This is a genomic window from Massilia sp. IC2-477 (assembly GCF_020707265.1).
Classification (GTDB): Bacteria; Pseudomonadota; Gammaproteobacteria; order Burkholderiales; family Burkholderiaceae_D; genus Telluria.
Window position 1 is genome coordinate 265823 of the sequence record NZ_JAJFEQ010000006.1, and the last position, 24962, is coordinate 290784.

20 protein-coding genes and 1 tRNA gene are annotated in these 24962 nt (G+C 65.5%); 10 read left to right on the top strand and 11 right to left on the bottom strand.

The window, feature by feature from the left end; all coding sequences use genetic code 11:
- Positions 1-50 precede the first annotated feature (50 nt).
- From hutI to ada, 9 genes are all read right to left on the bottom strand, one after another.
- Complete coding sequence (hutI, locus tag LK542_RS14530; protein WP_227812445.1) at positions 51-1271, bottom strand: imidazolonepropionase; 1221 nt, start codon at positions 1269-1271, stop codon at positions 51-53.
- Positions 1264-1881, bottom strand: coding sequence for a HutD family protein (locus tag LK542_RS14535; RefSeq protein ID WP_227812446.1), 618 nt, complete (start codon positions 1879-1881; stop codon positions 1264-1266). Before LK542_RS14535 ends, hutI begins: the two co-directional genes overlap by 8 nt.
- Positions 1878-3245, bottom strand: a complete 1368-nt coding sequence (locus tag LK542_RS14540) for a formimidoylglutamate deiminase (protein WP_227812447.1) — start codon at positions 3243-3245, stop codon at positions 1878-1880. The genes LK542_RS14535 and LK542_RS14540 overlap by 4 nt, the downstream gene beginning before the upstream one ends.
- The gene (gene hutG, locus LK542_RS14545) at positions 3242-4030 is read right to left on the bottom strand and encodes an N-formylglutamate deformylase (RefSeq protein ID WP_227812448.1); all 789 of its coding nucleotides are present in this window, start codon (positions 4028-4030) and stop codon (positions 3242-3244) included. The genes LK542_RS14540 and hutG overlap by 4 nt, the downstream gene beginning before the upstream one ends.
- A 19-nt stretch (positions 4031-4049) precedes the next feature.
- Complete coding sequence (hutH, locus tag LK542_RS14550) at positions 4050-5597, bottom strand: histidine ammonia-lyase (RefSeq protein ID WP_227801841.1); 1548 nt, start codon at positions 5595-5597, stop codon at positions 4050-4052.
- Between the two features lie 9 nt (positions 5598-5606).
- Positions 5607-7310: a urocanate hydratase gene (hutU, locus tag LK542_RS14555; protein WP_227812449.1), complete on the bottom strand. Its 1704-nt coding sequence runs from the start codon at positions 7308-7310 to the stop codon at positions 5607-5609.
- Positions 7311-7523: 213 nt separating this feature from the next.
- The gene (locus LK542_RS14560; protein ID WP_227801844.1) at positions 7524-9194 is read right to left on the bottom strand and encodes an amidohydrolase; all 1671 of its coding nucleotides are present in this window, start codon (positions 9192-9194) and stop codon (positions 7524-7526) included.
- Positions 9195-9289: 95 nt separating this feature from the next.
- The gene (locus tag LK542_RS14565; RefSeq protein WP_374040144.1) at positions 9290-9973 is read right to left on the bottom strand and encodes a 2OG-Fe(II) oxygenase; all 684 of its coding nucleotides are present in this window, start codon (positions 9971-9973) and stop codon (positions 9290-9292) included.
- Positions 9970-11034, bottom strand: coding sequence for a bifunctional DNA-binding transcriptional regulator/O6-methylguanine-DNA methyltransferase Ada (gene ada / locus LK542_RS14570; protein ID WP_374040145.1), 1065 nt, complete (start codon positions 11032-11034; stop codon positions 9970-9972). The genes LK542_RS14565 and ada overlap by 4 nt, the downstream gene beginning before the upstream one ends.
- 141 nt (positions 11035-11175) lie before the next feature.
- Here ada and hutC point away from each other — a divergent pair, with 141 nt between their 5' ends.
- From hutC to LK542_RS14610, 8 genes are all read left to right on the top strand, one after another.
- Complete coding sequence (hutC, locus tag LK542_RS14575) at positions 11176-11895, top strand: histidine utilization repressor (protein ID WP_227801846.1); 720 nt, start codon at positions 11176-11178, stop codon at positions 11893-11895.
- 83 nt (positions 11896-11978) lie between these two features.
- On the top strand, positions 11979-12398 hold the full coding sequence (locus tag LK542_RS14580; RefSeq protein WP_227801847.1) for a response regulator: 420 nt from the start codon (positions 11979-11981) through the stop codon (positions 12396-12398).
- Between the two features lie 224 nt (positions 12399-12622).
- The gene (gene trxA, locus LK542_RS14585; protein WP_227812450.1) at positions 12623-12949 is read left to right on the top strand and encodes a thioredoxin TrxA; all 327 of its coding nucleotides are present in this window, start codon (positions 12623-12625) and stop codon (positions 12947-12949) included.
- Positions 12950-13093: 144 nt separating this feature from the next.
- Positions 13094-14356 carry a transcription termination factor Rho gene (gene rho / locus LK542_RS14590; RefSeq protein ID WP_005665081.1) on the top strand — a complete coding sequence of 421 codons (1263 nt, stop codon included), beginning with the start codon at positions 13094-13096 and terminating at the stop codon, positions 14354-14356.
- A 380-nt stretch (positions 14357-14736) separates the two neighbouring features.
- Complete coding sequence (locus LK542_RS14595) at positions 14737-15006, top strand: type B 50S ribosomal protein L31 (protein ID WP_227801849.1); 270 nt, start codon at positions 14737-14739, stop codon at positions 15004-15006.
- A 124-nt stretch (positions 15007-15130) separates the two neighbouring features.
- Positions 15131-16861 (top strand): glycosyltransferase family 39 protein, encoded by a 1731-nt coding sequence (locus tag LK542_RS14600; RefSeq protein ID WP_227812451.1) that lies wholly within the window; start codon positions 15131-15133, stop codon positions 16859-16861.
- Between the two features lie 242 nt (positions 16862-17103).
- Entirely contained in the window at positions 17104-17571 is a 468-nt protein-coding gene (locus tag LK542_RS14605) for a hypothetical protein (RefSeq protein ID WP_227801851.1), read from the top strand.
- A 77-nt stretch (positions 17572-17648) separates the two neighbouring features.
- A tRNA-Leu gene (locus tag LK542_RS14610) sits at positions 17649-17733 on the top strand.
- A gap of 522 nt (positions 17734-18255) precedes the next feature.
- On the opposite strand, the gene LK542_RS14615 is transcribed toward LK542_RS14610, so the two are convergent.
- Positions 18256-19323, bottom strand: coding sequence for a hypothetical protein (locus LK542_RS14615; protein WP_227812452.1), 1068 nt, complete (start codon positions 19321-19323; stop codon positions 18256-18258).
- Positions 19324-19632: 309 nt separating this feature from the next.
- Positions 19633-20400 (bottom strand): ABC transporter substrate-binding protein, encoded by a 768-nt coding sequence (locus tag LK542_RS14620; protein WP_267877551.1) that lies wholly within the window; start codon positions 20398-20400, stop codon positions 19633-19635.
- Positions 20401-20607: 207 nt separating this feature from the next.
- On the opposite strand from LK542_RS14620, the gene LK542_RS14625 reads away from it, so the two are divergent.
- Complete coding sequence (locus LK542_RS14625) at positions 20608-23961, top strand: MHYT domain-containing protein (RefSeq protein WP_227812453.1); 3354 nt, start codon at positions 20608-20610, stop codon at positions 23959-23961.
- A complete protein-coding gene (locus LK542_RS14630) occupies positions 23958-24950 on the top strand; it encodes a two-component system response regulator (RefSeq protein ID WP_227812454.1) in 993 nt (330 codons plus the stop codon). Before LK542_RS14625 ends, LK542_RS14630 begins: the two co-directional genes overlap by 4 nt.
- Positions 24951-24962 lie beyond the last annotated feature (12 nt).

Below are 24962 nucleotides of genomic sequence, written 5' to 3' on the forward strand. Positions count from 1 at the left end.
TGACGCCAGTCAAGCTGAACCGATTCAGGCCGGAGCTGGTTGCGTAGGCGTCACACGGAGAGATGGGCGGCACGCACGATGCCGCCGTTGACGACACTGCGGCAGGGATTGAAACCGATGGCATAGGCCAGGTCGGCCGGCCGCGCGATGTCCCACAGCGCCAGGTCGGCGCACTTGCCCACTTCCAGGGTGCCGATTTCCTCCTGCAGACCGAGTGCGCGCGCAGCGTGCGCTGTGGCGCCCAGCAAGGCTTCCTGCGGCGTCAGGCGCCACAGGGTGCAAGCCATGTTCATGGCCAGCAGCAGGGAAGTCATCGGCGAGGTGCCGGGATTGCAGTCGGTGGCCACCGCCATCGCGACCTTGGCCTCGCGCAGCGCGGCGATCGGCGGCTGCACGGTCTCGCGCAAAAAGTAATAGGCGCCGGGCAGCAGCACGGCCACCGTGCCGGCGCGCGCCATCGCGTCGATGCCGGCCTGGCTCAGGTGTTCCAGATGGTCGGCCGACAGGCCGCCAAAACGCGCCACCAGTTGCGCGCCCTGCTGGTCCGACAGCTGCTCGGCATGCAGCTTGACGGGCAGGCCAAGCCTGCGCGCGGCCAGGAACATCCGTTCGGTCTGCGCATTGCTAAAGCCGATCCGTTCGCAGAAAGCGTCGACCGCATCGACCAGACCTTCTTGCGCAAGCCGCGGCAGCATGTCCTCGCACAGGGCATCGACATAGTCGTCGGCGCGGCCCGCGAATTCCGGCGGCAGCGCATGGGCGCCGAGGAAGGTGGTGGCGACCCGCACCGGCAGGCGCTGCCCGACCTGGCGCGCCGCGCGCAGCATGCGCGCCTCGGACGCCAGGTCCAGTCCATAGCCCGACTTGATCTCGAGCGTGGTCACACCCTCGGACAAGAGACGCGCCACGCGCGGCAGGCTTTGCGCCAGGAGCGTGTCGACGTCGGCCTCGCGCGTGGCGCGCACGGTGGACATGATGCCGCCGCCCTGGCGCGCGATGTCCTCGTAGCTGGCGCCGTTCAGGCGCGCTTCCCATTCGTTGCTGCGATTGCCGGCGTGGACGATGTGGGTGTGGCAGTCGACCAGGCCAGGCGTCATCCAGGCGCCGCCGCAGTCGTGCTGCGCCATGGCCGGCGGCGCATCGGCACGGGGGCCGAGCCAGGCGATGCGGCCATCCTTCACGGCCAGCGCGGCGTCCCCTATCTCGCCGTAGCCGTCCACCATCGTCGCCAGGTGCACGTTGGTGAACAGCAGGTCCGCCGTGTCACTCATAGGATTCTTCGTCCTCTTCGTCCCCGTGGTACCAGACGTCCACGATGTAGATCATGCCCTGCCCCGCTTCCAGCTTCCAGCGCGAGCCGGATTCCAGCACCACGGCGTCGTAGCGCACCATCCCGATGCGCTCCTTTTCGTTGGACAGCTCGAGGGTATCGCCCTCCGCCAGGAACAGCACGGTGATGTCGGCGCGCGCGACGAATGTGGCAGCTGCGGTGGAATCGCCCGACAGCCGGCGGCGACCGAAGGTGTGGTAGCAGATGTCGCTGCGAGTCATGACATTGAAGTCGGTGCTGCCGCCGCGGCTGAGCTTTGCCGTCACGGCCGAGCTGCCGTCGAAGGCCACCACCGGATCGCCGCCGGTGATGAGCACCGGGTCGCCGTCGATGTCGAGCGTCATGCCATGCCCCTCGACCAGCGCCAGCGTGCGGTCGACACCGGGGAACAGCGAGAAAGCGCCATCCTTTTCGATGGTGGCCAGGCTGACGCGCCACTCGAAGTCCTCGAAGCCGGCGTCCGGCGGTCCGATGGCGATTTCGGTCGTGCTGCCGCCGCCGTTCTTCCAGGGCACCGGCGACAGGCTTGCGAACGGGATCAGTACGGTCATTGGCTCACCTCACGTAATTGGGTCATGGCCTGGCGATAGCGCTGCGTGATCGCGTCCTGCGCCACGTGGCGTCCACCCTGCACCACCCAGCGCCCGCCGCACAGCACGTCGCGCACCAGGTTGTCGTTACCGCAGAACAGGAAGCGGCCCAGGACATCCGCATCCTGCGCGCCGTCCAGGTTCGGATGGCTCCCGTCCAGCACCAGCAGGTCGGCGCGCATGCCTTCCGCAAGGAGACCCACCTTGCGCCCGGTCGCCTGGGCGCCGCCACGCAGGGCGGCCTGCCACAGGTACTGGCCGACGTCGCGCTGCGCCGGGGTAAAGGCCACGTTGCGGCGCTGGTGCAGCAGGCGCTGGCCGTACTCCAGCCAGCGCAATTCCTCGACCGGGCTTTGCGACACGTGGCTGTCGCTGCCGACGCCGAAGCGTCCGCCCGCCGCGATGAAGGACTGCAGCGGGAACAGGCCGTCGCCCAGGTTCGCCTCGGTGGTCGGGCACAGTCCCGCGACGGCGCCGCTGCGCGCGAGCGCCTGCACTTCCTCGTCGTTCAGGTGGGTCGCGTGCACCAGGCACCAGCGCTCGTCCACGCTGAGCTGTTCCATCAGGTATTCGACCGGGCGTCGGCTAGAAAACTTGATGCTCTGCTCGACCTCGGCCTGCTGCTCGGCGATGTGGATGTGCAGCGGCCGTCCGGCCGGCAGGCTGGCCGCCAGCTCGCGCACCTGGTCGATGGTGGCTGCGCGCAGCGAATGCGGGGCGGCGCCCACTTCCAGCTGGCCGCCGCGCAGGGGCGACAGCGCCTCGACGATGGCGAGGATGTCGTCGACGCCGGTGCGGAAGCGCCGCTGCTCGGGACGCAGGGGCTGCTCGCCGAAGCCGGCATGGCTGTACAGCACCGGTAGCAGGGTCAGGCCCATGCCGGTCGCGTGACCGGCAGCGGCGACCCGTTCGGCGGTTTCGGCCGGACGCGCATAGGTCTCGCCATTCGGGCCGCGCTGCAGGTAGTGGAATTCGCACAGCGAGGTATAGCCGTGGCGCAGGCATTCCGCGAACAGCTGGGCCGCAATGGCCTCGATCTGCTCCGGCGTGATGCGCGCGGCGAAGCGGTACATCAGGTCGCGCCAGGTCCAGAAGCTGTCCGGTCCATCGCCGGCGCGCTCGGTCAGGCCACCCAGCGCGCGCTGGAACGCGTGCGAGTGCAGGTTGACCATCCCCGGCAGCACGTAGTCGGTGCGCGGCACGGCGAGCGGTGGCGCGGCCTGCGCCTGCACCCGGGTCAGGTCGCCGTGCGCATCCCATTCGAGCAGCACGTCGCGTTGCCAGCCGTCCGGCAAGAGGGCGTGACGTGCGAACAGGGCTCTCATGCGCGCACCCAGTTCACAGCCGCTGCGATCATGTCTTTCAGCAGCGGCTGCACTTGCCTTGCCACGTCGGGACGATACTCGAAGGGTGCCTGTTCGTTCATGTACAGGCACTGGCACATCTCGAGCTGGATCGCATGCACGCCCTGCTCCGGCTGGCCGTACTTGCGCGTGATGTGGCCGCCCTTGAAGCGGCCGTTGACGGCGATGCTGAACCGCTCCTGGGCGCGGGCCACGCCCACCACCGCCTGTTCCAGGCCCGGGTCGCAGGACTTGCCGTCGGCGGTGCCGAAGTTCAGGTCCGGCAGGCGGCCTTCGAAGAAGCGCGGCACGATCGAAGCGATGGAGTGCGCATCCCACAGCGCCACGCGGCCATACTGCCGCTTCAGGCGGTCCAGCTCCGTGCGCAGCTGCTCGTGATAAGGCATCCAGTAGCGCTCCAGGCGGCGCCGCACTTCCGCCTCCTCAGGGATCTTGCCGGGCAGGTAGAGGCTTTCGCGGCCGAAGGTATCGACCGGGCACAGGCCGGTGGTGTCCATGCCCGGATACAGGTTGGTGTTTTCCGGCGGGCGGTTCAGGTCGATCAGGTAGCGCGACCAGCGCGCCGAGATGGTCGATACTCCCATCTCTTCCAGGAAGCCGTACAGTTCGGGCAGGTGCCAGTCGGTGTCGGCGCGCGCACTGGCGCAGGGTGCCATCGCGCTTGCCACCTCGTCCGGGATGTCGGTGCCCGCGTGGGGCATCGACACGAGGATGGGGAGACTGCCTGCCTTGAACCGGAAATCCATGTCCTCTCCTGTTGATTGCTTACGGGTGCAGTACGGTGAACAGTTCCTTGCACGAGGCCGACAGTTCGCCGTTCACGACCATCAGGCGCGCGGCCTCGATGTCGGGAGCGAAGAAGCGGTCGGCGTCGTAGGGCGCCACCCGCGCACGCAGTTGGGCATGCACGTGCTCGAGATGGTCCGAACTCGTCAAGGGACGGTGGAACTCGATGCCCTGCGCCGCCGCCAGCAGTTCGATGCCCACGATCACGGACGTATTGTGCGCCATCTGATCCAGACGGCGCGCCGCGAAGGTCGCCATGCTGACGTGGTCTTCCTGGTTCGCCGAGGTCGGCAGGCTGTCGACACTGGCCGGATGGGCCAGCGATTTATTCTCCGAAGCCAGCGCGGCAGCCGTCACGTGGGCGATCATGAAGCCCGAATTCAGGCCCGGCTCCTTGACCAGGAAGGCTGGCAGGCCCGACAGGTTGGCGTCGATCAGCAGCGCGATGCGGCGCTCCGACAGCGCGCCGACCTCGGCGATGGCCAGGGCCAGGGTGTCGGCGGCAAAGGCAACCGGCTCGGCGTGGAAGTTACCGCCTGAGATGATCGCTCCATCCTCGGGGAACAGCAGCGGGTTGTCGGTGACGGCGTTCGCTTCGATCAGCAGGGTGCGGCCGGCATTGGCGATCAGGTCCATCGCCGCGCCCATCACCTGCGGCTGGCAGCGCAGGCTGTACGGGTCCTGCACGCGCTCGTCGCCCACCAGGTGCGAGGCGCGGATGGCGCTGCCCGCCACCAGTTCGCGGTAGATCTTCGCGGCCGCGATCTGGCCCGGCTGGCCGCGCACCGCGTGGATGCGCGCATCGAACGGCGCATCGCTGCCGCGCGCCGCGTCGACCGACAGGGAGCCCGCCACCATGCCCGCTTCCAAGACGCGCTCGGCCATGAACAGGCCGTGCAGCGCCAGGGCGGTCGAGACCTGGGTGCCGTTGATCAGGGCCAGGCCTTCCTTGGCGGCCAGGGTCACCGGCTCGATGCCGGCGGCGCCCAAGGCCTGCTTCGCGTCCATCAGCTCTCCACGATAACGCACCGGGCCGACGCCCAGCATGGCCAGGGTCATGTGGGCCAGCGGCGCCAGGTCGCCCGAGGCGCCGACCGAACCCTGCGACGGGATCGCCGGCATGATGCCCGCGTTGTACAGGGCAATCAGAGTCTCGATGATCAGGGGGCGCACGCCCGAGTAGCCGCGCGCCAGGCTGCCGATCTTGGTCAGCACGATCAGGCGCACGATGTTGTCCGCGATGAGTTCACCGGTGCCCACCGCATGCGACAGGATCAGGTTGCGCTGCAGCGCTTCCAGCTGGTCGTTCGGGATGTGGGCCTTGGCCAGGATGCCGAAGCCGGTGTTGATGCCGTAGGCCGGATCACCCTTGGCAGTGATGTCCTGGACCAGGGCGCAGGAGGCTTGCACGGCCTGCCAGGCTTCCGGCGCCAGCTGCAGGGGCACGTGGGCGGCCCAGACGGCGCGCAGGTCGGCCAGACGCAATTCGCCTGGTTGCAGAGTGAGAGTATGGTGCGAGTCGTTCATTGTGTTGCCTTACTTGATCATCGGGAGGTTCAGGCCATTGCGTTTGGCCGTCTCGATTGCGCTGTCATAGCCGGCATCAGCGTGACGCATCACGCCCGAGCCGCTGTCGTTGACCAGCACGCGCGCCAGGCGCTTGGCCGCAGCCTCGGTACCGTCGGCCACGATGACCACGCCCGAGTGCTGCGAATAGCCCATGCCCACGCCGCCGCCATGGTGCAGCGAGACCCAGGTGGCGCCGCCGGCGGTGTTCAGCAGGGCGTTCAGGAGCGGCCAGTCCGAGACCGCGTCGGTACCGTCGCGCATCGCTTCGGTCTCGCGGTTCGGGCTCGCCACCGAGCCGGTGTCGAGGTGGTCGCGTCCGATCACGATCGGCGCTTTCAGCTCGCCCGTGCGCACCATCTCGTTGAAGGCCAGGCCCGCCAGGTGGCGCTCGCCCAGGCCCAGCCAGCAGATGCGCGCTGGCAGGCCCTGGAAGGCAATGCGGTCGCGCGCCATGTCGAGCCAGCGGTGCACCCGCGCGTGCTGCGGGAACAGCTCCTTGATCTTGGCGTCGGTTTTATAGATGTCTTCCGGATCGCCCGACAGCGCCACCCAGCGGAACGGGCCGCGGCCCTCGCAGAACTGGGGACGGATGTAAGCCGGCACGAAGCCGGGGAAGTCGAAGGCGTTGTCGACGCCCTCGTCCTTGGCCACCTGGCGGATATTGTTGCCGTAGTCGACGGCATACGATCCCATGGCCTTGAAGTCGAGGATGGCGCGTACGTGCACGGCGCAGGAAGCGGCGGCTGCAGCCTTCAGGCGTGCATGTTGCGAAGGGTCCTGCTGGGCGGCCTTCCACTCTTCCACGGTCCAGCCGGAAGGCAGGTAGCCGTTGATCAGGTCGTGGGCGGAGGTCTGGTCGGTCACCAGGTCCGGCACCAGGCCGCCCGCCTGGGCGCGGCGCACCAGCTCCGGCAGCACGTCGGCCGCATTGCCGAGCAGGCCGATGGACACGGCTTCGCGCTTGGCGGTGTGTTCCTTGATCATGGCCAGCGCTTCGTCGATGTCTTTCGCCTGCTTGTCGAGGTAGCGGGTGCGCAGGCGGAAGTCGATGCTGCTCTGCTGGCACTCGATGTTCAGCGACACCGCGCCGGCAAAGGTCGCGGCCAGCGGCTGGGCGCCGCCCATGCCGCCCAGGCCGGCGGTGAGGATCCAGCGGCCAGCCATGTCGCCGCCGAAGTGCTGGCGGCCGGCTTCGGCGAAGGTCTCGTAGGTGCCCTGCACGATGCCCTGGGTGCCGATATAGATCCAGCTGCCGGCGGTCATCTGGCCGTACATGAACAGGCCCTTGCGGTCGAGTTCATTGAAGTGTTCCCAGTTGGCCCACTTGGGCACCAGGTTGGAGTTCGCCAGCAGCACGCGAGGCGCGTCGGCATGGGTCTGGAACACGCCGACCGGCTTGCCGGACTGGATGAGCAGGGTCTGGTCGTCTTCCAGCTCGCGCAGCGAGGCGAGGATCTGGTCGAAGCATTCCCAGTTGCGCGCGGCACGCCCGATGCCGCCGTAGACCACCAGCGCCTGCGGGTTCTCGGCCACCTCATTGTCGAGGTTATTCTGGATCATGCGGTAGGCCGCTTCGGTCAGCCAGCTCTTGCAACTAAGCTGGCTGCCGCGCGGGGCGCGGATGACGCGCGAAGGGTCGAAACGGGGGTCGTGGGGCATCGGAGAATTCATGGCGGCTCCTGGGTTGGAATCAGCGATGAGTCTAGGTTGTCTATACAACCAAGTCAATCCATTTATTCGATAACCTTGATGCCCTTGTAGGGTGGGCGGATCTCCCGCCTACGCGTTCAGCCAGTAGGGAAACAGACGCTGCATCTGCTTATAAGGAAGTTGAACGCGTGGGCGGCAAAGCCGCCCACCCTACGGTATACCTCAGCTCATCTTTTACTTCTTGAACACCTGCTTGCCGCCCACCCAGGTCTCCAGCACGCCGGTCTTGAAGATGTCGTAGGTCGGCATGCGGAACAGGTCGCGGTCGATCACGATGAAGTCGGCGTGCTTGCCCGGCTCCAGCGAACCAAGGCTGTTTTCCTGGTGGCCGCTGTAGGCGGCGTCCAGGGTGAAGCAGCGGAAGGCTTCTTTCAGCGACATCGCCTGGTTCGGGTACCAGCCCGCCACCGGCTGGCCGGCGTGGTCCATGCGGGTCACGGCGGCGTGGATGCCGAAGAAGGGATTCGGCGACTCCACCGGGAAGTCCGAGCCGCAGGCGATGCGCGAACCCTGGTGCAGGAAGCTGCGCCAGGCGTAGGCGCCCTTGATGCGTTCCGGGCCGACGCGGGTCTCGGCCATGTTCTTGTCCGAGGTGGCGTGGGTCGGCTGCATCGAGGGGATGATGCCGAGCGTCTTGAAGCGCGGGATGTCCTGCGGCGTCACCACCTGGGCGTGCTCGATGCGGTGGCGCTGGGCTTCGCTCCTGGTCGCCTTCAGCTCCTTCTGGTAGATGTCGAGGATCTGCTTGTTGCCGGCGTCACCGATCGCGTGCACGTTGACCTGGTAGCCCTTGCGCATGGCCTTGGTCATCATCGTGTCCATCTGCGCGCTCTTGAAGAACAGCAGGCCGTGCGAATGCGGCTCGTCGCTGTAGGGCTTGATCAGGGCGGCGCCGCGGCTGCCCAGCGCGCCGTCCGAGTACAGCTTCACCGCGCGCAGCGCGTACATGCCGTCGCCGTAGTCCTTCAGCGGGCCGTTCTTGGCCAGCTGGTCGAAGTCTTCGCCGGTGCCGCCGATCATGGCGTAGACGCGCGCGCTCAGCTTCTTTTTATCCGCGTAGTCGCGGTACAGGCGGTCCTCCGCCACACCGATGCCGGCGTCGTGCACGGCGGTGAGGCCGACGCGCGCCAGTTCCTGCAGCGAGCGGTCGAGCACCATGCGGCCCTCCGCTTCGGTCTGGGCCGGCATGACCTTGGTCACCAGTTCCTGCGCCGCGTCGACCAGTACGCCGGTGGCGTCGCCGTTCGCGTCGCGCATGATCTTGCCGCCGGCCGGGTCAGGCGTCGACTTGGTGATGCCGGCCAGCGCCAGCGTGCGGCTATTGGCCCAGCCGGCATGGCCATCGACGCGCTCCAGCCAGACCGGGCGATCCGATACCACAGCGTCCAGTTCCTGCGCGGTCGGGAAGCGGCCCAGCTTCCAGTTCTCCTGGTTCCAGCCGCGGCCGCGGATCCAGGCGTGATTGGCGTTGGCCTTGGCGTAGCTGGCGATGGCCTTGGTCGCGTCAAGCAGCGAGGTGGTGCCGGACAGGTCGAGCTGGGTCAGCTGCTGGCCCAGGCCGAACACGTGGCCGTGCGCGTCGATCAGGCCCGGCAGCACGGTGCGGCCACCCATGTCCACCTGGCGTGCGCCCTTGGCCTTGGCCGTCACCTCCGCATTGCTGCCGACAGCGGTGATGCGTCCGCGGTCGTCGAAAGCCAATGCGCTGAACTGCACCAGGTCGCCCTTGGCGTTCAGGGTGTAGCCGTTGGCATTGGTGATGACGGTGTCGGCATGGGCCGACGACAGGACGCCGAGGCCGGCGAGGACGATCAGTGAAGACAGGGGGATCTGGCGCGCACGCATGTGTTCTATTCTCCGTGTTGTATAGACGTCTGCGCCTTGTGGGCGCAGCACGGAGCAGTGTATAGAAAATCAAGGTACGGGCATAGCCAGCCGTTCTACCCCGCGTCGTGGAAGATGATGCCGAGGGTGTGCCGGGTGCCGCGCCGCAGCCGGCTCACGCCATGGCGCATCGCGACGCGGTAGACGCCGCGCGTGCCCTGCACCGGCCGCTGGTTGACGGCGAAGACCACCGCATCGCCCTGCCCCAGGGGCACCACCTCGGCGCGCGACTGCATGCGCGGGCGCTGCTCGGTCAGGACGAATTCGCCGCCTTCGAAATCCTCGCCGGGCCGCGACAGCAGCACCGCCACCTGCAGCGGGAACACCAGCTCGCCATATAAATCCTGGTGCAGGCAGTTGTAGTCGCCTTCGCGGTAGCGCAGCAGCAGCGGCGTCGGCTTGACCTGGCCGGCCGCGTGGCAGCGCGCCAGGTAGTCCTCGTGCGTGTCGGGGAAGCGCGTGTCGATCCCGAGCGCGGCCTGCCAGCGGTTGGCGATCGCGGCCAGCGGTGGATACAGGCCGGCGCGCAGCGCCGCCAGCGGTGCCGGCAAGGGATAGGCGAAGTACTGGTACTCGCCGCGCCCGAAGCCGTGCCGTTCCATGACCACGCGGCTGCGAAACAGCGCCGGTCGGTCGTAGAGCGCGGCCGCGGCTGCGCAATCCTGCGGCGCCAGCAGGCCAGGGATGAGGGCGCAGCCATAGGCGTCGAGATCCGCGCTAACACCCTCCCAGTCGATCACTGCCCTGCCTCGCGATCCAGCAGCGTGCGCTTCCTCTCGATGCCCCAGCGGTAGCCGGACAACGCCCCGTCCGTGCGCACCACGCGGTGGCAGGGAATCGCCACCGCCACCGGATTGGCCGCGCAGGCGCCGGCCACTGCGCGCGCAGCGCTCGGCATGCCGAGCCGTTCGGCCAGTTCGCTGTAGCTGACCGTCCTGCCGGCGGGAATCGCGCGCAGCGCTTCCCATACGCGGCGCTGGAAGGCGGTGCCGCGCACGTCGAGCGGCAGGTCCAGGCCCAGGCCGGGCGCCTCGACGAAACCGATCACCTGCGCCACCGTGCGCTCGTACTCCGGCTCGGCGCCCACCAGTTCGGCCTGCGGGAAGCGTTCCTGTAAATCCTGCACCAGCGGTTCCGGTTCGTCGCCGATCAGGATCGCGCAGATCCCCTTGTCGGTGCTGGCGACCAGGATCGCGCCCAGCGAGCAGCCGGCCACCGCGAAACGGATGGTCTCGCCCTGCCCACCGGCGCGGTAGCGCCCCGGCGTCATGCCCAGCAGTCCGGTACTGGCGTCGTAGAAGCGCCCGCTCGAGCCGAAGCCGGCGTCGTACAGCGCGTCGGTCACGCTGGGCGCTTGCGCCAGGCCCTGCTGCAGGCGCGCGGCGCGGCGCGCGCTGGCATAGGCCTTGGGCGTGATGCCGGTGTGCGCCTTGAAGATGCGGTGGAAGTGGAAGCGGCTCATGCCCACGGCCTGGGCCAGGCTGTCGAGGTCCGGCGCGTCCTCGCTGTCCTCGATCAGGCGGCAGGCCTGGGCCACCGCGGCGGCTTGGCGTTCGGCCAGCGAAGGCTGGTCCGGTTTGCAGCGCAGGCAGGCGCGAAAGCCGGCCGCCTGCGCCTCGAGCGGGCTGGCATGGAAGGCGACGTTGGCGCGCAGCGCCCCGCGCGAGGGGCAGGACGGGCGGCAGTAGACGCCTGTGCTGCGCACGGAATAATAGAACTGGCCGTCGGCGTCGCGGTCGCGGCGCTGCACGGCGGCCCAGCGCGCCTCGTCGGTGTTGTAGATGGTGGTCATGGCTGTCATGGCGAACTCCCGGTTCGGTCGGAATGTGCGTAGCCTAAGCGCCTGTCCGCCGCAGGGAACTCCGGGTCTTGCTTTCAAATTGCGATGATAAAATCCGGTGTCCGCGGCCACGTGCCGCTTCACGCTTCCCCGGAGAGTAGTTTGGAAGAACCCATCGCGCAAGACAGCACCCCCATTTTCCAGCGCATCAAGGATTACCTGGTCGGGGAGATCGCCTCCGGCCGCTGGAAGGAAGGCGACCTGGTGCCGTCCGAGCAAGCGCTGGTGCGCCAGTTCGGCGTCTCGCGCATGACCGTCAACCGCGCCGTGCGCGAGCTCACCGCCGAGCAGGTGCTGGTGCGGCGCCAGGGCTCGGGCACCTACGTGGCGCCGCAGAAGTACCAGGCGACCCTGGTCGAGATCCGCAACATCGCCGACGAGATCCGCGCCCGCGGCCGCGCCCACCGCAGCCATTTGCGCCTGCTGCGCGAGGAGCCGGCGCCGAGCGAGGAACTGGCCGCCGAATTCGAGCTGGCGGCAGGCAGCCGGCTCTACCACTCGGTCATCGTCCACTTCGAGAACGACGTGCCGATCCAGGTCGAAGACCGCTGGGTCAACCCGGCCTGCGCACCGCATTACCTCGAGCAGGACTTCGGCAGCATCACGCCCAACGAGCACCTGATGGCGGCCGCGCCGCTGCAGGGCGCCACGTATGGCATCGAAGCCCAGCCGGCGCCACCGGAAGTCGCAGCGATGCTCGGCATCGGCGAAGGCCTGCCCTGCCTGGTGCTGCACCGCCTTACCACCTCGGGCGGACGGATCGCCTCGGTGGCCACGATGTGGCATCCAGGCCACTTGGCGCGCTTTACGGGCAGCGTTTGACACTGACAGTCGTTCAATAACGCCACCTGACCGGAAAACTTCGCCATAATGGCTTCCTTCCAGACGCCGCCAAGTTTTCCCGCATGAAGCCACCCGACCCGTCCGCACCGCACAGCGCACCCAGGCGCGTGCTGCTGCTCGACGACGACCGCTTCATGCTCAACGTGCTGTGCGACATGCTGGACATGCTCGACAAGGGTGGCGCCGGCGGTCCTTTCGACGTGCTGGCCGAGATCGACGCCCGCCGCGCGCTCGACCTGCTGCCGCGGCACGCGCCCGAACTCGTGATCTGCGACCTGGCCATGCCGGACATGGACGGCATCGAGTTCCTGCAGGCCGCAGCCGTGCAAGGCTTCAGCGGCCGGGTGATCGTGCTGTCGGCCCTGGAAGACGGGGTGCGCGATGCCGCCACCGAGCTGGCGCGCGCCCTTGGATTGCAGGTGGCGGGAGCCTTCCGCAAGCCGCTCGCGATCGAACAATTGCGCCTCGCGGTGCAATGTTGAGATTTTGTACAAACCGACCCACACTTTTTGAAAAAATGGGGTATTATTCGGCACATCCCCGCCTGACACCCCCTTGCTGTTTTTCCATATTGAATTTTGCACACAGTGCCTCCACCATTGTGTAGCAGCTAGTTATTCAATTAGCAGTACGCGACGGCCGGGACCACGCAGGTTCGGCCCAGGCCGCCAGGCGTTAATTGATCCTTACCTCTTTTGAGGAACATATGAGCGAAAATATCAAACACATCACCGATGCAAACTTCGATACCGAAGTGCTCAAGTCCGAGCACCCGGTCCTGGTCGACTTCTGGGCCGAGTGGTGCGGTCCGTGCAAGATGATTGCACCGATCCTGGAAGAAGTGGCCCAGCAATACGAAGGCAAGCTGGTGGTGGCCAAGGTCGACGTCGACGCCAACCAGGCCGTGCCGGCCCAGTTCGGCATCCGCGGCATCCCGACCCTGATCCTGTTCAAGAACGGTGCCCCGGCCGCGCAAAAGGTCGGCGCCATGGCCAAGGGCCAGCTGGTTCAGTTTATCGACAGCAATATCTGAGACTGATACCATGAGCGACGGCAGCGCGCCCGCGCTGTCGTCATCGTCGGGAAGCGGACCGGCTCCGGTGCTTCCAATATTTAAATAACCCACGTAGTTCCCTCCCCTACCTTTACTTTCCCGTCACGGGACACCCACACAAACATGCATTTATCTGAACTGAAGGCAATGCACGTCTCCGCGCTGCTGGAGATGGCCATCGGCCTCGACATCGACAACGCAGCCCGCCTGCGCAAACAGGAACTGATGTTCGCCATCCTGAAGAAACGCGCCAAGCAGGGCGAACAGATCTTCGGCGACGGCGCCCTCGAAGTCCTGCCGGACGGCTTCGGCTTCCTGCGCTCGCCGGACGCGAGCTACATGGCTTCGACCGACGACATCTACATCTCGCCGTCTCAGATCCGCCGGTTCAACTTGCATACGGGTGACTCGATCGAAGGGGAAGTGCGCACGCCGAAGGATGGCGAGCGCTACTTCGCACTGGTCAAGGTGGACAAGGTCAACGGCGAATCGCCGGAAGCCTCGAAGCACCGCATCCTGTTCGAAAACCTGACCCCGCTGCACCCGAACGAGCCGCTGCGCCTGGAGCGCGACATGAACGGCGCCGAGAACATCACCGGCCGTATCGTCGACCTGATCTCGCCGATCGGCAAGGGCCAGCGCGGCCTGCTGGTGGCCTCGCCGAAGTCGGGCAAGTCGGTCATGTTGCAGCACATCGCCCACGCGATCACCGCCAACCACCCGGACGTGACCCTGATCGTCCTGCTGATCGACGAACGTCCGGAAGAAGTGACCGAGATGCAGCGTTCGGTGCGCGGCGAAGTGGTCGCCTCGACCTTCGACGAACCGGCTACCCGCCACGTGCAGGTCGCCGAGATGGTGCTGGAAAAGGCCAAGCGCCTGGTCGAGATGAAGAAGGACGTCGTGATCCTGCTGGACTCGATCACCCGCCTGGCGCGCGCCTACAACACCGTGATCCCGGCCTCGGGCAAGGTGCTGACCGGCGGTGTCGACGCCAACGCCCTGCAGCGTCCGAAGCGCTTCTTCGGCGCCGCCCGTAACGTCGAGGAAGGCGGCTCGCTGACCATCGTCGCGACCGCGCTGATCGAGACCGGCTCGCGCATGGACGACGTGATCTACGAGGAATTCAAGGGCACCGGCAACATGGAAGTGCACCTCGAGCGCCGCCTGGCCGAGAAGCGCGTCTACCCGGCGATCAACCTGAACAAGTCGGGCACCCGCCGTGAAGAACTCCTGATCAAGCCGGACCAGCTGCAGAAGATCTGGATCCTGCGTAAGCTGCTGTACTCGATGGACGAGATCGAAGCGATGGAGTTCATCCTCGACAAGATGCGCGCGACTAAGAACAATGTCGAGTTCTTTGACATGATGCGCCGCGGCGGTTAAAACCGACGCAGCGAGTTGCGTAAATGGGGCGGCCTGCGGGCCGCCTTTTTGTTTGGTTGTTTGCGCTTGCGTCTCAGCAGCGCCACTATTTGTTAGCTTAAAAACCGTCATCCCCGCGAAGGCGGGGATCCAAGTTCGTTGCGTACCACTTAGGTCACGCGCAAGCCCCGGCTAACAAAATTGGGTTCCCGCCTGCGCGGGAACGACGTACTTAGGCTAGCAATGGAACAACGCCCTGCACCGCCAGCATTGCCTCCTACCCCGTTTCACTCTATAATCTCCGGTTCAGTCCAACCCCTGGCAAGTGATCGGCAATCGGGTCAAGAAGCAGGACGACCGACGAAGTGCCGTTTGGCTACCAACTTATTGAAAGCAAAACCATGAAGACCGATACCCATCCAGATTACCGCGAAGTGGTGTTCCACGACCTGTCCTGCGATTTCAAGTTCATCACCCGCTCGACCATCGCTACCCGCGACACCATCAACTTCGAAGGCAAAGACTACCCGCTGGTCAAGATCGAAGTTTCGGCTGAATCGCACCCGTTCTACACCGGCAAGCACAAGATCGTCGACACCGCTGGCCGCGTCGAGAAGTTCCGCCAGAAGTTCGGTTCGGTCGGTTCGAAGACCTCGGTCGCCAACGGCTAATTCGCCCAGGCACCACGCAAGCCCCGGGCAGAGCGCCCGGAGTTGCCAAAAAGAAGCCGGTTCTCCGGCTTCTTTTTTTTTCGCGGCTATACTACGCGACTATTCTTACCCGCTTCACTGAACAATGAAACCCGTCCGCCTTCCCGCCGCCGCCACTCTCGCACTGCCCAGATGGGCCCTGCTCGCGCTGGGCATGCTGTACATCCTGCCGGGCCTGATCGGCCGCCATCCCTGGAAGGAAGACGCTGGCTCCTTCGGCATCATGTGGACGATGGCGCACGGCGGCCTGGACGACTGGCTGTACCCGAACATCGCCGGCCTGGCGAGCGCCGCGGAAGGCCCGCTGGCCTTCTGGCTGGGCGCGATCTGCATCAAGCTGTTCGGCTGGATCCTGGGCGACGTGCTGGCCTCGCGCGTGTCGACCATCGGCATCTTCGTGATGGGCGCCATGTCGCTCTGGTACACCGCCTTCCACCTGGGCCGCCGCGCCGAAGCGCAGCCGCTGCGGCTGGCCTTCGGCGGCCAGCCGGAGCCGGACGACTACGGCCGCACGCTGGGCGATACCGCGGTCCTGATCTACCTCGGCTGCCTGGGCCTGCTGGTGCAGAGCCACCTGACCCTGGCCGCGACCCTGCAGGGCGCCCTGCTGTCCTTTTTCCTGTACCGCGCCGTGCGCTACGTCGAGAGCGCCTCGACCCGCAATGCGGTGCTGGTCGGCCTGTCGCTGGGCCTGCTTGCGCTCACGCGCGGCATGGTGGCGCCGGCCGTGCTGGTGGTGGCGCTGTACGCCTGCACCCGCTACCTGAAGCTGGCCACCACCGAGACCCTGCGCCACCTGGCCATTGCCGCCGGTGTCGGATTTCTTATCACCCTGGCCTGGCTGCTGCCCGCCGCCCTGCTGCAGCCCTACGGCCTGTCGCCGGTCGGCGAATGGCTGGACTGGAATGCGCACCAGATCGGCCTGCCCACCCTGAGCTCGCTGGGCGCCTTCTTCCGCATCGGCGTGTGGTTCTTCTGGCCGGCCTGGCCCTTCGCCGTGTGGGCGATCTGGGCCTGGCGCCGCCAGCAGCACCTGCTGCACATCGTGATGCCGGTGATGTTCTTCGTAGCCCTGGCCGCGCTCCTGCTGTGCGACCCGGCGCTGGAAGACGGCGATTTCCTCAAGATGCTGGCGCCGCTGGCGCTGATGGCGGCCTTCGGCCTGCCGACCATGAAGCGCGGCGCCATCAATGCCATCGACTGGTTCTCGGTGATGGTGCTGACCATCCTGGGCGCGCTGGTCTGGCTGTTCTGGATCGCCAAGCTGACCGGCTGGCCGGCCCAGCTGGCCAAGAACGCGCTCAAGCTGGTCCCCGGCTTCAGGCCGGAAGTCGGCATCATTGCCTTCCTGGTGGCGGCTGCGACCAGCGTCGGCTGGATCATGCTGGTCCACTGGCGCCTGTCGCGCCAGCCCTCGGTGCTGTGGCGCGCGGTGGTGCTGTCCTCGAGCGGCCTGATCCTGCTGTGGGTCCTGCTGATGACCCTGTTCCTGCCGGACCTGAACTACCGCAAGAGCTATGCCGGCGTGGCGCAGCAGATCGCGGCCAGCCTGCCGGCCGACGCCGACTGCATCGAGACCAACGTCGGCCCGACCCAGCGCGCCTCCTTCGCCTTCTTCGGGCGCCTGCCCTTCGCCGGCCTGGCCGGCGGCGACTGCCGCTACGTGCTGCTGCAGGACAGCGCGCCGGGACGCGCGGGCAACCAGGACAGCACGCGGCTGGAACGGCGCTACGGCGTGCGCGGCGCCGCGGTGCTGTGGGAAGGCAAGCGCGTGTCAGACCGCGAGGAGCGCTTCCGCCTGTTCCGCAAACCCTGACTGCCCTCCGCTCCATGGCAAGCCGCTGGCTCTCCACCAGCGGCTTTTGTTTTTTCTGGCACGATTCCTGCATATCTTTCATCAGTGCGCGGTGGGGCAGCCCGATGTGAGAATCTACGCCTGCAAGTCAGTGTGGTTTGAGCGGAGTCAATTTCACTCATGGGCTGGTCGTCACAATAAAACAGGTCGTTTTTTGTCGTCCCATGAGCTCGACCGATCAAGCAGCGCTGCGAGGAGATACCATGAAAAGCGTTACCTTTTCGGAAATTGTACGGATTCGCGAACGGCCCTCTTTCCTGCGCCGTCCCGCCACCTGGCGTCAGTTGTTCCCCTGGGCCCTTACCGTGGCCCTCGGCCTGCCGCTCCTGATGCTGGTGCTGCACGCCATCGATCCGGAGACGCCGCTGCCCTTCATCGTGCTGCCGGCCCTGGTCGGCGGGCTGATGCCCGTGGCCATGATGGGCCCGGGCCGCTTCGAAATGCGCACCCGTTTCGATGCCCACCACATGATCGGCACGCTCGACGAAGCCCTCGTTTCGCTCGGCTACCGCCGCACCGACTCCAACCCGGATCGCATCAGCTATTTCCGGCCCCAGCCCTGGCTGCGCGGGCGCGAAGGGTCGATCGAAGTGGCGGTGCAGGAGCACCAGCTGCAGGTGGTCGGCCCGGTGGGCAGCCTGCGCCTGCTACAGCAGCGCATGGCCTGCTGAGCCGCACACGGCGCGCAGCGAAGCACAATACTGGTCAGCCGTACATTCGATGTGCTAAGATGCGCGCCTGCTATCGGGCCTCTGTGGCGGAATTGGTAGACGCACTTGACTCAAAATCAAGCGCCGAAAGGCGTGCCGGTTCGATTCCGGCCGGAGGCACCAACAACACCCGACGCAACACACCGCATTTTTCCGCTTCCTAAGTAAGAACAGTTACTTAGGAGGCGCGACGGGCCGAAAGGCTTTCTACACTTTCCCGCATTTTCTCGCTTTATCTCCCCACTCATAACGCACGATTTACGCAATAATTACGCACGAAACTACTCAGCAGAAGTTTAGAGCGTGGCTTCATATGCAAAGCGGCCAACTGGATGGCGCGCCGAGGTAGCGATCCATGGGGTCAGAGAATCAAAAAATATTTTCTACTAAGGCCGAAGCAGTCGCATAAGCTACAGCACGCGAGGCGGATATCCGCTCTAGCAAGGCCACTGGAATGCAGGCGGGGCGAACGGTCGGCGATGCTTCGACCGCTATGAGAAAGAGGTGTCGGTAGAGGTCACGCAAGGTACCGCACGAAGGACGTGTGGGGATGGATAATGAAGTACCAAACGAAAATTGAATTCGAACATTCGAAAAGCCACCGATTAGTGGCTTTTCGTCGCTTTTTAAATGTGATAGCTAGTCCTATTCGATTTGGTTCCCGTCGCTATTCCCATCACTATAGTCATCACCATCGCTAGCTTTGTCGTTTGAATTTCTCTTTAACAGGGCAGCCAGCCTCAATAGCTCCGAATCTGATAGTTCGCTCTTTTGATCCCGTTCTGTTTGGCGACTGTAACTCGATTCTTCGTGCTGAACCGGCGGTTGTGGGTCAGGACCGGTGAGAAGCCTAGGTTCTGGTGCCATTAGGACGCGTGGATTAGTGGAAGAGATTCGCTCCATCCCCTCGGTTATTGTTCCCGTTCCCAAAAATTTAGTAGCTCCATCGACAATCCCGCGACGGATGATTTCTGCCTGTTCCCTACCAAGCTTACCATCAGCTTCAAGTTGTGAAATCTCCGCAAGAATCGGTAATGAGTTAGCAATCAACTCAAGACTCCGACCGGCTTTGCGTTCTTTATGGAAAACCACTAAGTCCCAAATTGTGAGAATCAGTTGATTCAACTGCTTGATCAGCTCTGCAGCACCGAATAAATCAAATGATTTATCACTACCAGAATCGATTGCACCAATCCCGAGTGGTACTGAATGCAGATCGTTTAAAGCTGCAAGCGCGGTGTACATCTCCTGACATGCATCGAGTGCATCGATTACTCGACGCGCTGTAGAAAAATGCTCGTTCTCTTCAACCAGTACTACACGCAATAAGCTAAGCGAGTCCTTAGATTTCGGACTACTTATGTCCGGACTAGTACTGGCTACAGGTTGATCTTGAGTTAATAAAGCTAATATCTGAGGAAGTGTTCGCTGGACGTTCTGAATCTGCATATACAGCGAACGTCTCGCTGAGGCCGACGTCCCTTCCAGAATTTCACTCCATGCCTCTGGCACGTGTAGCCTGTCCAAGTCAAAAATTTGTGCGATCTTACGAGCTTCGTCCGTAAAAGAACTCGCCAAGATCGAATATGCATTCAGAGCCTGCAATATGGGCCCTATAGTCTTATGGTCAACTCGGATAGCATTGACTATTTCAGATGCCTTGAGTGCATAAGCAAGTTGCCCCACCGCTTGTATAAGTGTTGAACGTCGCATCGATTCTCCCAACCGAAAATTACGAGCATACCAAAATTGCTTGAATACAAACAGTTAGTTTGTCACTAGCCACGCGCAAATTTTCTTACACGACGCGCGATTTACGCATCGGCTCTCTAACTACATGATTGCAATAGATTTCTGATTCCGGCCGGAGGCACCATCCCCAAGCAACGCATCGCCAGCGGCGATCGCATAAGACGGCGCAGCCTGACGCGCTCGCGCCTGACCGTCGTTTGACCCTGGTTTGACCGTCGGAAAAATTTACACCTTGCAGCAAGGCCGCTGCCCAGCTGCTGCCAGTCCTGCTCACGGCAGGCGCATCGGCTGTCCCCAATTCTCGTAACTGCGTTCGATGCGGCGCCCGGTACCGTCGCGCGCGATGGCGGCGAAGGCTGCGTTCAGGCGGTCGACGACGCTGTCCGGCACGCCCGGGTTGCAAGCCAGGTAGAGCTCGATGCGATTGAACACCAGCACCGGTACGATCTTCTTGTCGTAACCGTAGCGGGTCAGGATGGTGCTGCCGGTGCGCAGGCTGGCCGCCCACAGGTCGATCCGGTCGAGCAACAGCTTGCCCGCGTTGGCGATATCTTCATTGGCGGCGTCGACCCGGAAGCCGCGTGCGCGCAGATAGGCATCGCGGGCGTCGCCGTTATAGGTGCCGATGCGCAGGCCGCGGGCATCGTCGAGGCTGCGAAGTGTCAGCTTGTGGTCGGCGCGCGCCATCATGACCCACTGGCCGATATCCGTCGGGCCGACCCACTTGAACGACTTCTCGCGCTCCGGCGTGCGCGAGGTCGAATACACGCAGGCATCCGGACGCTGCAGCGCGGCCAGATAGGCGCGCTTCCAGGGCAGCAGTTCGATGCTGTAGTCGACGCCGGCGCGCTGCATCGCTTCGCGCACCTTGTCGGTGGCGATGCCGATCACCCTCGTCCCTTCCTGCATGCTGGAAGGCGCCGAGGTTTCTGTCGTGATGTAAAGACGCGGCCTGGCTACCGGCACGGACTGCACAGCGGCGCTGGCAAATCCGCTGGTAACAGCGATGGCAAATGCGAGATATCGAATGAATGACATGCTTCGTAAAGCTACTCTTTGGATGCAGGTTAGCACCACCGGTATTTTTTCTGCAATGCATGTCAGTTAGCGGTGGTTTATGCGCGACACATTTGCGTGACAAACCCGGGTGATGCCTGTGATCAACGAGACTTTCCCTATCGGAAATGCGATACTGCTGAGACCTTCCCTGGGCGCTTTCCAGCCCATTACCGCGTAAAGCTGCCCATGCTGCAATTATTTTCGGTTCCGGACAATCCGTCGCTGCTCACCTTTGGCGTCTATGAACCGCGCTTCGTGCTGCTGTCGGTCCTGATCGCCATCTTCTCGTCCTGGATGGGCCTGCAGATCGCGGGCCAGGCGGCCGCCAGCCGTACCCATCGCGTGATCGTGCTCGCCAGCGGCAGCCTGGCGCTCGGCGCCGGCGTCTGGGCCATGCACTTCATCGGCATGCTCGCCTTTAACCTGTGCACGCCGATCACCTACGATCCCTTCGTCACCATCCTGTCGGCCCTGCCCAGCATCGGCGCCTCGGCGGTGGCGCTGGCACTGATTTCGCGCCAGCGCCTCGGCCCGGCGGGCCTGCTGGTGGGCGGCGTCGTGGTCGGCGCCGGCATCGGCGTCATGCACTACTCGGGCATGGCCGGCATGCAGATGAGCCTGCAGCTGCGCTACGACCCGGCCATGTTCGCGCTGTCGATCGTGGTCGCCGTGGTGCTGGCCACCCTGGCGCTCGGCGTCCGTTACGGTTTGACGCGCTTTTCCTCGATGAGCGAATCGCGCCGCCTGCTGCTGGCGGCGGTCGTGATGGGCTGCGCCATCGCCGGCATGCACTACACCGGCATGGCCGCCGCCCGTTTTGTCGGCCAGGTCGAGCCGGGCGGCGTCGGTTCCTCCAACAGCGCCTTCCTCGCCATCGCGATCTCGCTCATCACCGTCATCTTCACCGGCCTGGTGGTCGGCGCCAACGGCCTGCTGCGCTACCGCCAGATGTTCCTCGACCTGCAGCGCAGCGAAGCCTGGATGCGCGCCCTGCTCACCACCACGGTGGACGGCGTGATCACCATCGCGCGCGACGGCACCATCAGCGAATTCAACGCCTCGGCCGAGCGCATCTTCGGCTGGCAGCGCAACGAGATCGTCGGCCGCAGCGCCAGCCTCCTGATCGCCGATGACGACAGCGCCTCGCACGACGGCCTGCTCGGCCTGATCACCGACGGCTACACGCCGGCGCTGTCCGGCAGCAGCGAGATCATGGGCAAGCGCAAGGACGGCAGCCTGGTGCCGATCCGGCGCGCGATCGGCCACGCGCGCCTGGGCCAGCAGGACCTGTTCGTCTGCTTCATCACCGACATCAGCGAACGCCGCGCCATCATGCAGGCGCTGCACGCGAGCGAAGCGCAGTTCCGCTCCCTGATCGGCAACATCCCCGGCATTTCCTTCCGCAGCACCCTGGCGGGCGACTGGCCGATGGTCTTCATCAGCGATGCGGTCGAACGCGTCACCGGCTATCCGGCCGCCGACTTCGTGGGCGACCCGCCGCGCCGCGCATTCGGCAACCTGATCCACGCCACCGACCGCGTCGAGATCAACGCGAAGATCGCGGAGGCGCTGCGCGAGGACCGCCCTTACCTGATCGAATACCGCCTGCTGCACCGTGACGGCAGCGTGCGCTGGATGTGGGAGAACGGCAGCGGCGCGCGCAACGATGCCGGCGAGGTCGTCTGGCTGGACGGCGTCATCCTCGACATCACCGAGCGCCGCATGATGGAAGAAGCGCTGCGCGAAGCCAAGGACAAGGCGGAGCAGGCCGCCGCCGCGCGCGCTACCTTCGTGGCCAACATGAGCCACGAGATCCGCACGCCGATGAACTCGATCCTCGGCTTCACCGACGTCCTGCTCGACGGTGAGCTGAACAAGGAACAGCGGCGCCACCTCGACACCATCCGCAACGCCGGCCGCGCCCTGCTGCGCCTGCTGAACGAGATCCTCGACACCGCCAAGCTGGAAAAGGGCGCGGTGGAGCTGGAACAGAACGACTACAACCTGCTGTCGCTGATCGACGAACTGTCCTCGACCCTGGCGGCGAATGCGCGCGCCAAGGGCCTGCATCTCGACATCCACTACGACCCGGCCCTGCCGACCGGCCTGCGCGGCGACGAGCTGCGCGTGCGCCAGGTGCTGACCAACCTGCTCGACAACGCGATCAAGTTCACCCCGCAGGGCACGGTGACGCTGCGCGTGAGTGCCGATGGCGACCAGCTGTGCATCGCGGTGAGCGACACCGGCATCGGCATTGCGCCCGAGCGCCTGGAGGCGATCTTCGATCCGTTCACCCAGGCCGACGCCTCGATGACGCGCCGCTTCGGCGGCACGGGCCTGGGCACCACGATCAGCAAGCAGCTGGTCGAGCTGATGGGCGGGAAGATCTGGGCCGAAAGCGAACTGGGCAAGGGCACCACCTTCCACGTGCGCCTGCCGCTGGTGCTGGCGCGCTTCGCCAGCCAGGCGCCGCGCGTGCGCAGCGCCGCCGTGCTGCCGCCGCTGCGGGTGCTGGCGGCCGACGACGTGCCGCAGAACCTGGAACTGCTGCAGCTGCTGCTGGCGCGTCGCGGCCACAGCCTGATCGCGGTGCCGGACGGCGCCGCCGTGCTGGAACAGGCCACTAGCGGCGAGTTCGACCTGATCCTGATGGACTTCCAGATGCCGCAGCTGGACGGCCTGTCCGCCACGCGCGCGATCCGCGCGCACGAAGCGGCCACCGGCAAACGCCGTACGCCGGTGATCGCGATGACCGCCAGCGTGCTGGCCGAACACCGCCGCGCCAGCGTGGAAGTCGGCATGGACGGCTTCGCGACCAAGCCGGTCGACTGGTTCAGCCTGTCGCATGAGATCGCGCGCGTGCTGGGCCTGGACCAGCAGCAGGGCGACAAGGATGCAATCGCCGCGCCGGTCGCACCGCGCGAGGTGCTGAACCGCCGCGTTGGCCTGCACCGCTGGGCCGACAAGACCGACGTCTACGCCGAGGCTCTCGAGCACTTCGGCCGCCAGTACGCCGACCTTGCCGCCACGCTGCAGATGCATGCGGCCGGCGGCGCGCACCAGGAACTGCGCATGCTGGCGCACAAGGTGCGCGGCGTGGCCGCCAACGTCGGCCTGGAACAGCTGTCGGACGCGCTGTCCAGGCTGGAACAGGCCGCGAACACCGTGCCGACCGACGAACGGGAAGCCGCGGGCGCGCTGGAAGCCTCCAGCGCCGCCCTGGCCGAGGCCCTGGGCGCGATCCGCGCCAGCAGCCCGCAGCCGACCGCCGCGCCGCAAGCGGCTCCGTATGACCTGGCGCGCGCGCGCCGCGCCGGCGGCGTGCTGCTGCAGGCCCTGCGCCGCGGCGCCCTCGACGACGCTGCCCTGGCCGGCCTGGCGGCGGCGCTGGCCGGCCACCCGGTCGCGCCGCGCGTCGCCCAGATCCAGGGCGCGATCGGCGACTTCGAATTCGACTCCGCCCTCGAACAGCTGGAAGCCGTGATGGCCACGCTGGGCGAGGATGTTTCACAGGACGTATTAGGAAGCACATCGGCATGACCCAACCGAACAACCGGCCGCTGATCCTGGCGGTCGACGACGAGGCCAGCAACCTGCAACTGCTGCGCCAGATCCTGCAAGACCATTACCGCCTGCTGTTCGCCAAGGACGGCGCGCGCGCGCTCGAGCTGGCGCGCCAGGAAAGTCCCGACCTGGTGCTGCTCGACGTGATGATGCCGGGGATGTCCGGCTACGAAGTATGCGCGGCGCTCAAGGCCAATCCTGCCACCGCAGCGATTCCGGTGATCTTCGTGACCGCCCTGACCGACACCGCCGACGAGCTGGAAGGCTTCGAGGCCGGCGCGGTGGACTACATCACCAAGCCGGTCAGCCCGCCGATCGTGCGCGCGCGCGTGCGCACCCACCTGTCGCTGGTGCGCATGGAAGAGCTGCGCGCGACGCGCCTGGAAATCGTCCAGCGCCTCGGCCTGGCGGCCGAATACAAGGACAACGAGACCGGCCTGCACGTGATCCGCATGAGCCACTTCTCGCGCATCCTGGGCATTGCCGCCGGCATGAGCGAGGCGGAAGCGGACGACCTGCTGCACGCGGCGCCGATGCACGACGTCGGCAAGATCGGCATTCCCGACCGCATCCTGCAGAAACCGGGACCGCTGGACCCGGACGAATGGAAGATCATGCAGAGCCACGTGACGATCGGCGCCGAGATCATTGGCGAGCACGAGGGCGGCATGCTGGCGCTGGCCTCGCAGATCGCGCTGACCCACCACGAGAAGTACGACGGCAGCGGCTACCCGCACGGCCTGCGCGGCGACGGGATCCCGCTGGTGGGACGCATCGTGGCGATCGCCGACGTGTTCGACGCCCTGACCTCGAAGCGGCCGTACAAGAAGGCGTGGACGGAAGAAGAAGCGCTGAATTTCCTGCGCGAGCAGAAGGGCCGCCACTTCGACCCGGCCCTGGTCGACCTGTTCCTGGAACAGATGCCGGCCGTGCGGGCGGTGCAGCAGCGCTGGGCCGAGGCTTGAGGTTTTTCACGG

Coding starts and splice junctions, on each gene's coding strand:
- hutI (WP_227812445.1), bottom strand. CDS start 1,271: ATGAGTGACACGGCGGACCTGCTGTTCACCAACGTGCACCTGGCGACG.
- LK542_RS14535 (WP_227812446.1), bottom strand. CDS start 1,881: ATGACCGTACTGATCCCGTTCGCAAGCCTGTCGCCGGTGCCCTGGAAG.
- LK542_RS14540 (WP_227812447.1), bottom strand. CDS start 3,245: ATGAGAGCCCTGTTCGCACGTCACGCCCTCTTGCCGGACGGCTGGCAA.
- hutG (WP_227812448.1), bottom strand. CDS start 4,030: ATGGATTTCCGGTTCAAGGCAGGCAGTCTCCCCATCCTCGTGTCGATG.
- hutH (WP_227801841.1), bottom strand. CDS start 5,597: ATGAACGACTCGCACCATACTCTCACTCTGCAACCAGGCGAATTGCGT.
- hutU (WP_227812449.1), bottom strand. CDS start 7,310: ATGAATTCTCCGATGCCCCACGACCCCCGTTTCGACCCTTCGCGCGTC.
- LK542_RS14560 (WP_227801844.1), bottom strand. CDS start 9,194: ATGCGTGCGCGCCAGATCCCCCTGTCTTCACTGATCGTCCTCGCCGGC.
- ada (WP_374040145.1), bottom strand. CDS start 11,034: ATGACAGCCATGACCACCATCTACAACACCGACGAGGCGCGCTGGGCC.
- LK542_RS14580 (WP_227801847.1), top strand. CDS start 11,979: ATGAAGCCACCCGACCCGTCCGCACCGCACAGCGCACCCAGGCGCGTG.
- trxA (WP_227812450.1), top strand. CDS start 12,623: ATGAGCGAAAATATCAAACACATCACCGATGCAAACTTCGATACCGAA.
- rho (WP_005665081.1), top strand. CDS start 13,094: ATGCATTTATCTGAACTGAAGGCAATGCACGTCTCCGCGCTGCTGGAG.
- LK542_RS14595 (WP_227801849.1), top strand. CDS start 14,737: ATGAAGACCGATACCCATCCAGATTACCGCGAAGTGGTGTTCCACGAC.
- LK542_RS14600 (WP_227812451.1), top strand. CDS start 15,131: ATGAAACCCGTCCGCCTTCCCGCCGCCGCCACTCTCGCACTGCCCAGA.
- LK542_RS14605 (WP_227801851.1), top strand. CDS start 17,104: ATGAAAAGCGTTACCTTTTCGGAAATTGTACGGATTCGCGAACGGCCC.
- LK542_RS14615 (WP_227812452.1), bottom strand. CDS start 19,323: ATGCGACGTTCAACACTTATACAAGCGGTGGGGCAACTTGCTTATGCA.
- LK542_RS14620 (WP_267877551.1), bottom strand. CDS start 20,400: ATGTCATTCATTCGATATCTCGCATTTGCCATCGCTGTTACCAGCGGA.
- LK542_RS14625 (WP_227812453.1), top strand. CDS start 20,608: ATGCTGCAATTATTTTCGGTTCCGGACAATCCGTCGCTGCTCACCTTT.
- LK542_RS14630 (WP_227812454.1), top strand. CDS start 23,958: ATGACCCAACCGAACAACCGGCCGCTGATCCTGGCGGTCGACGACGAG.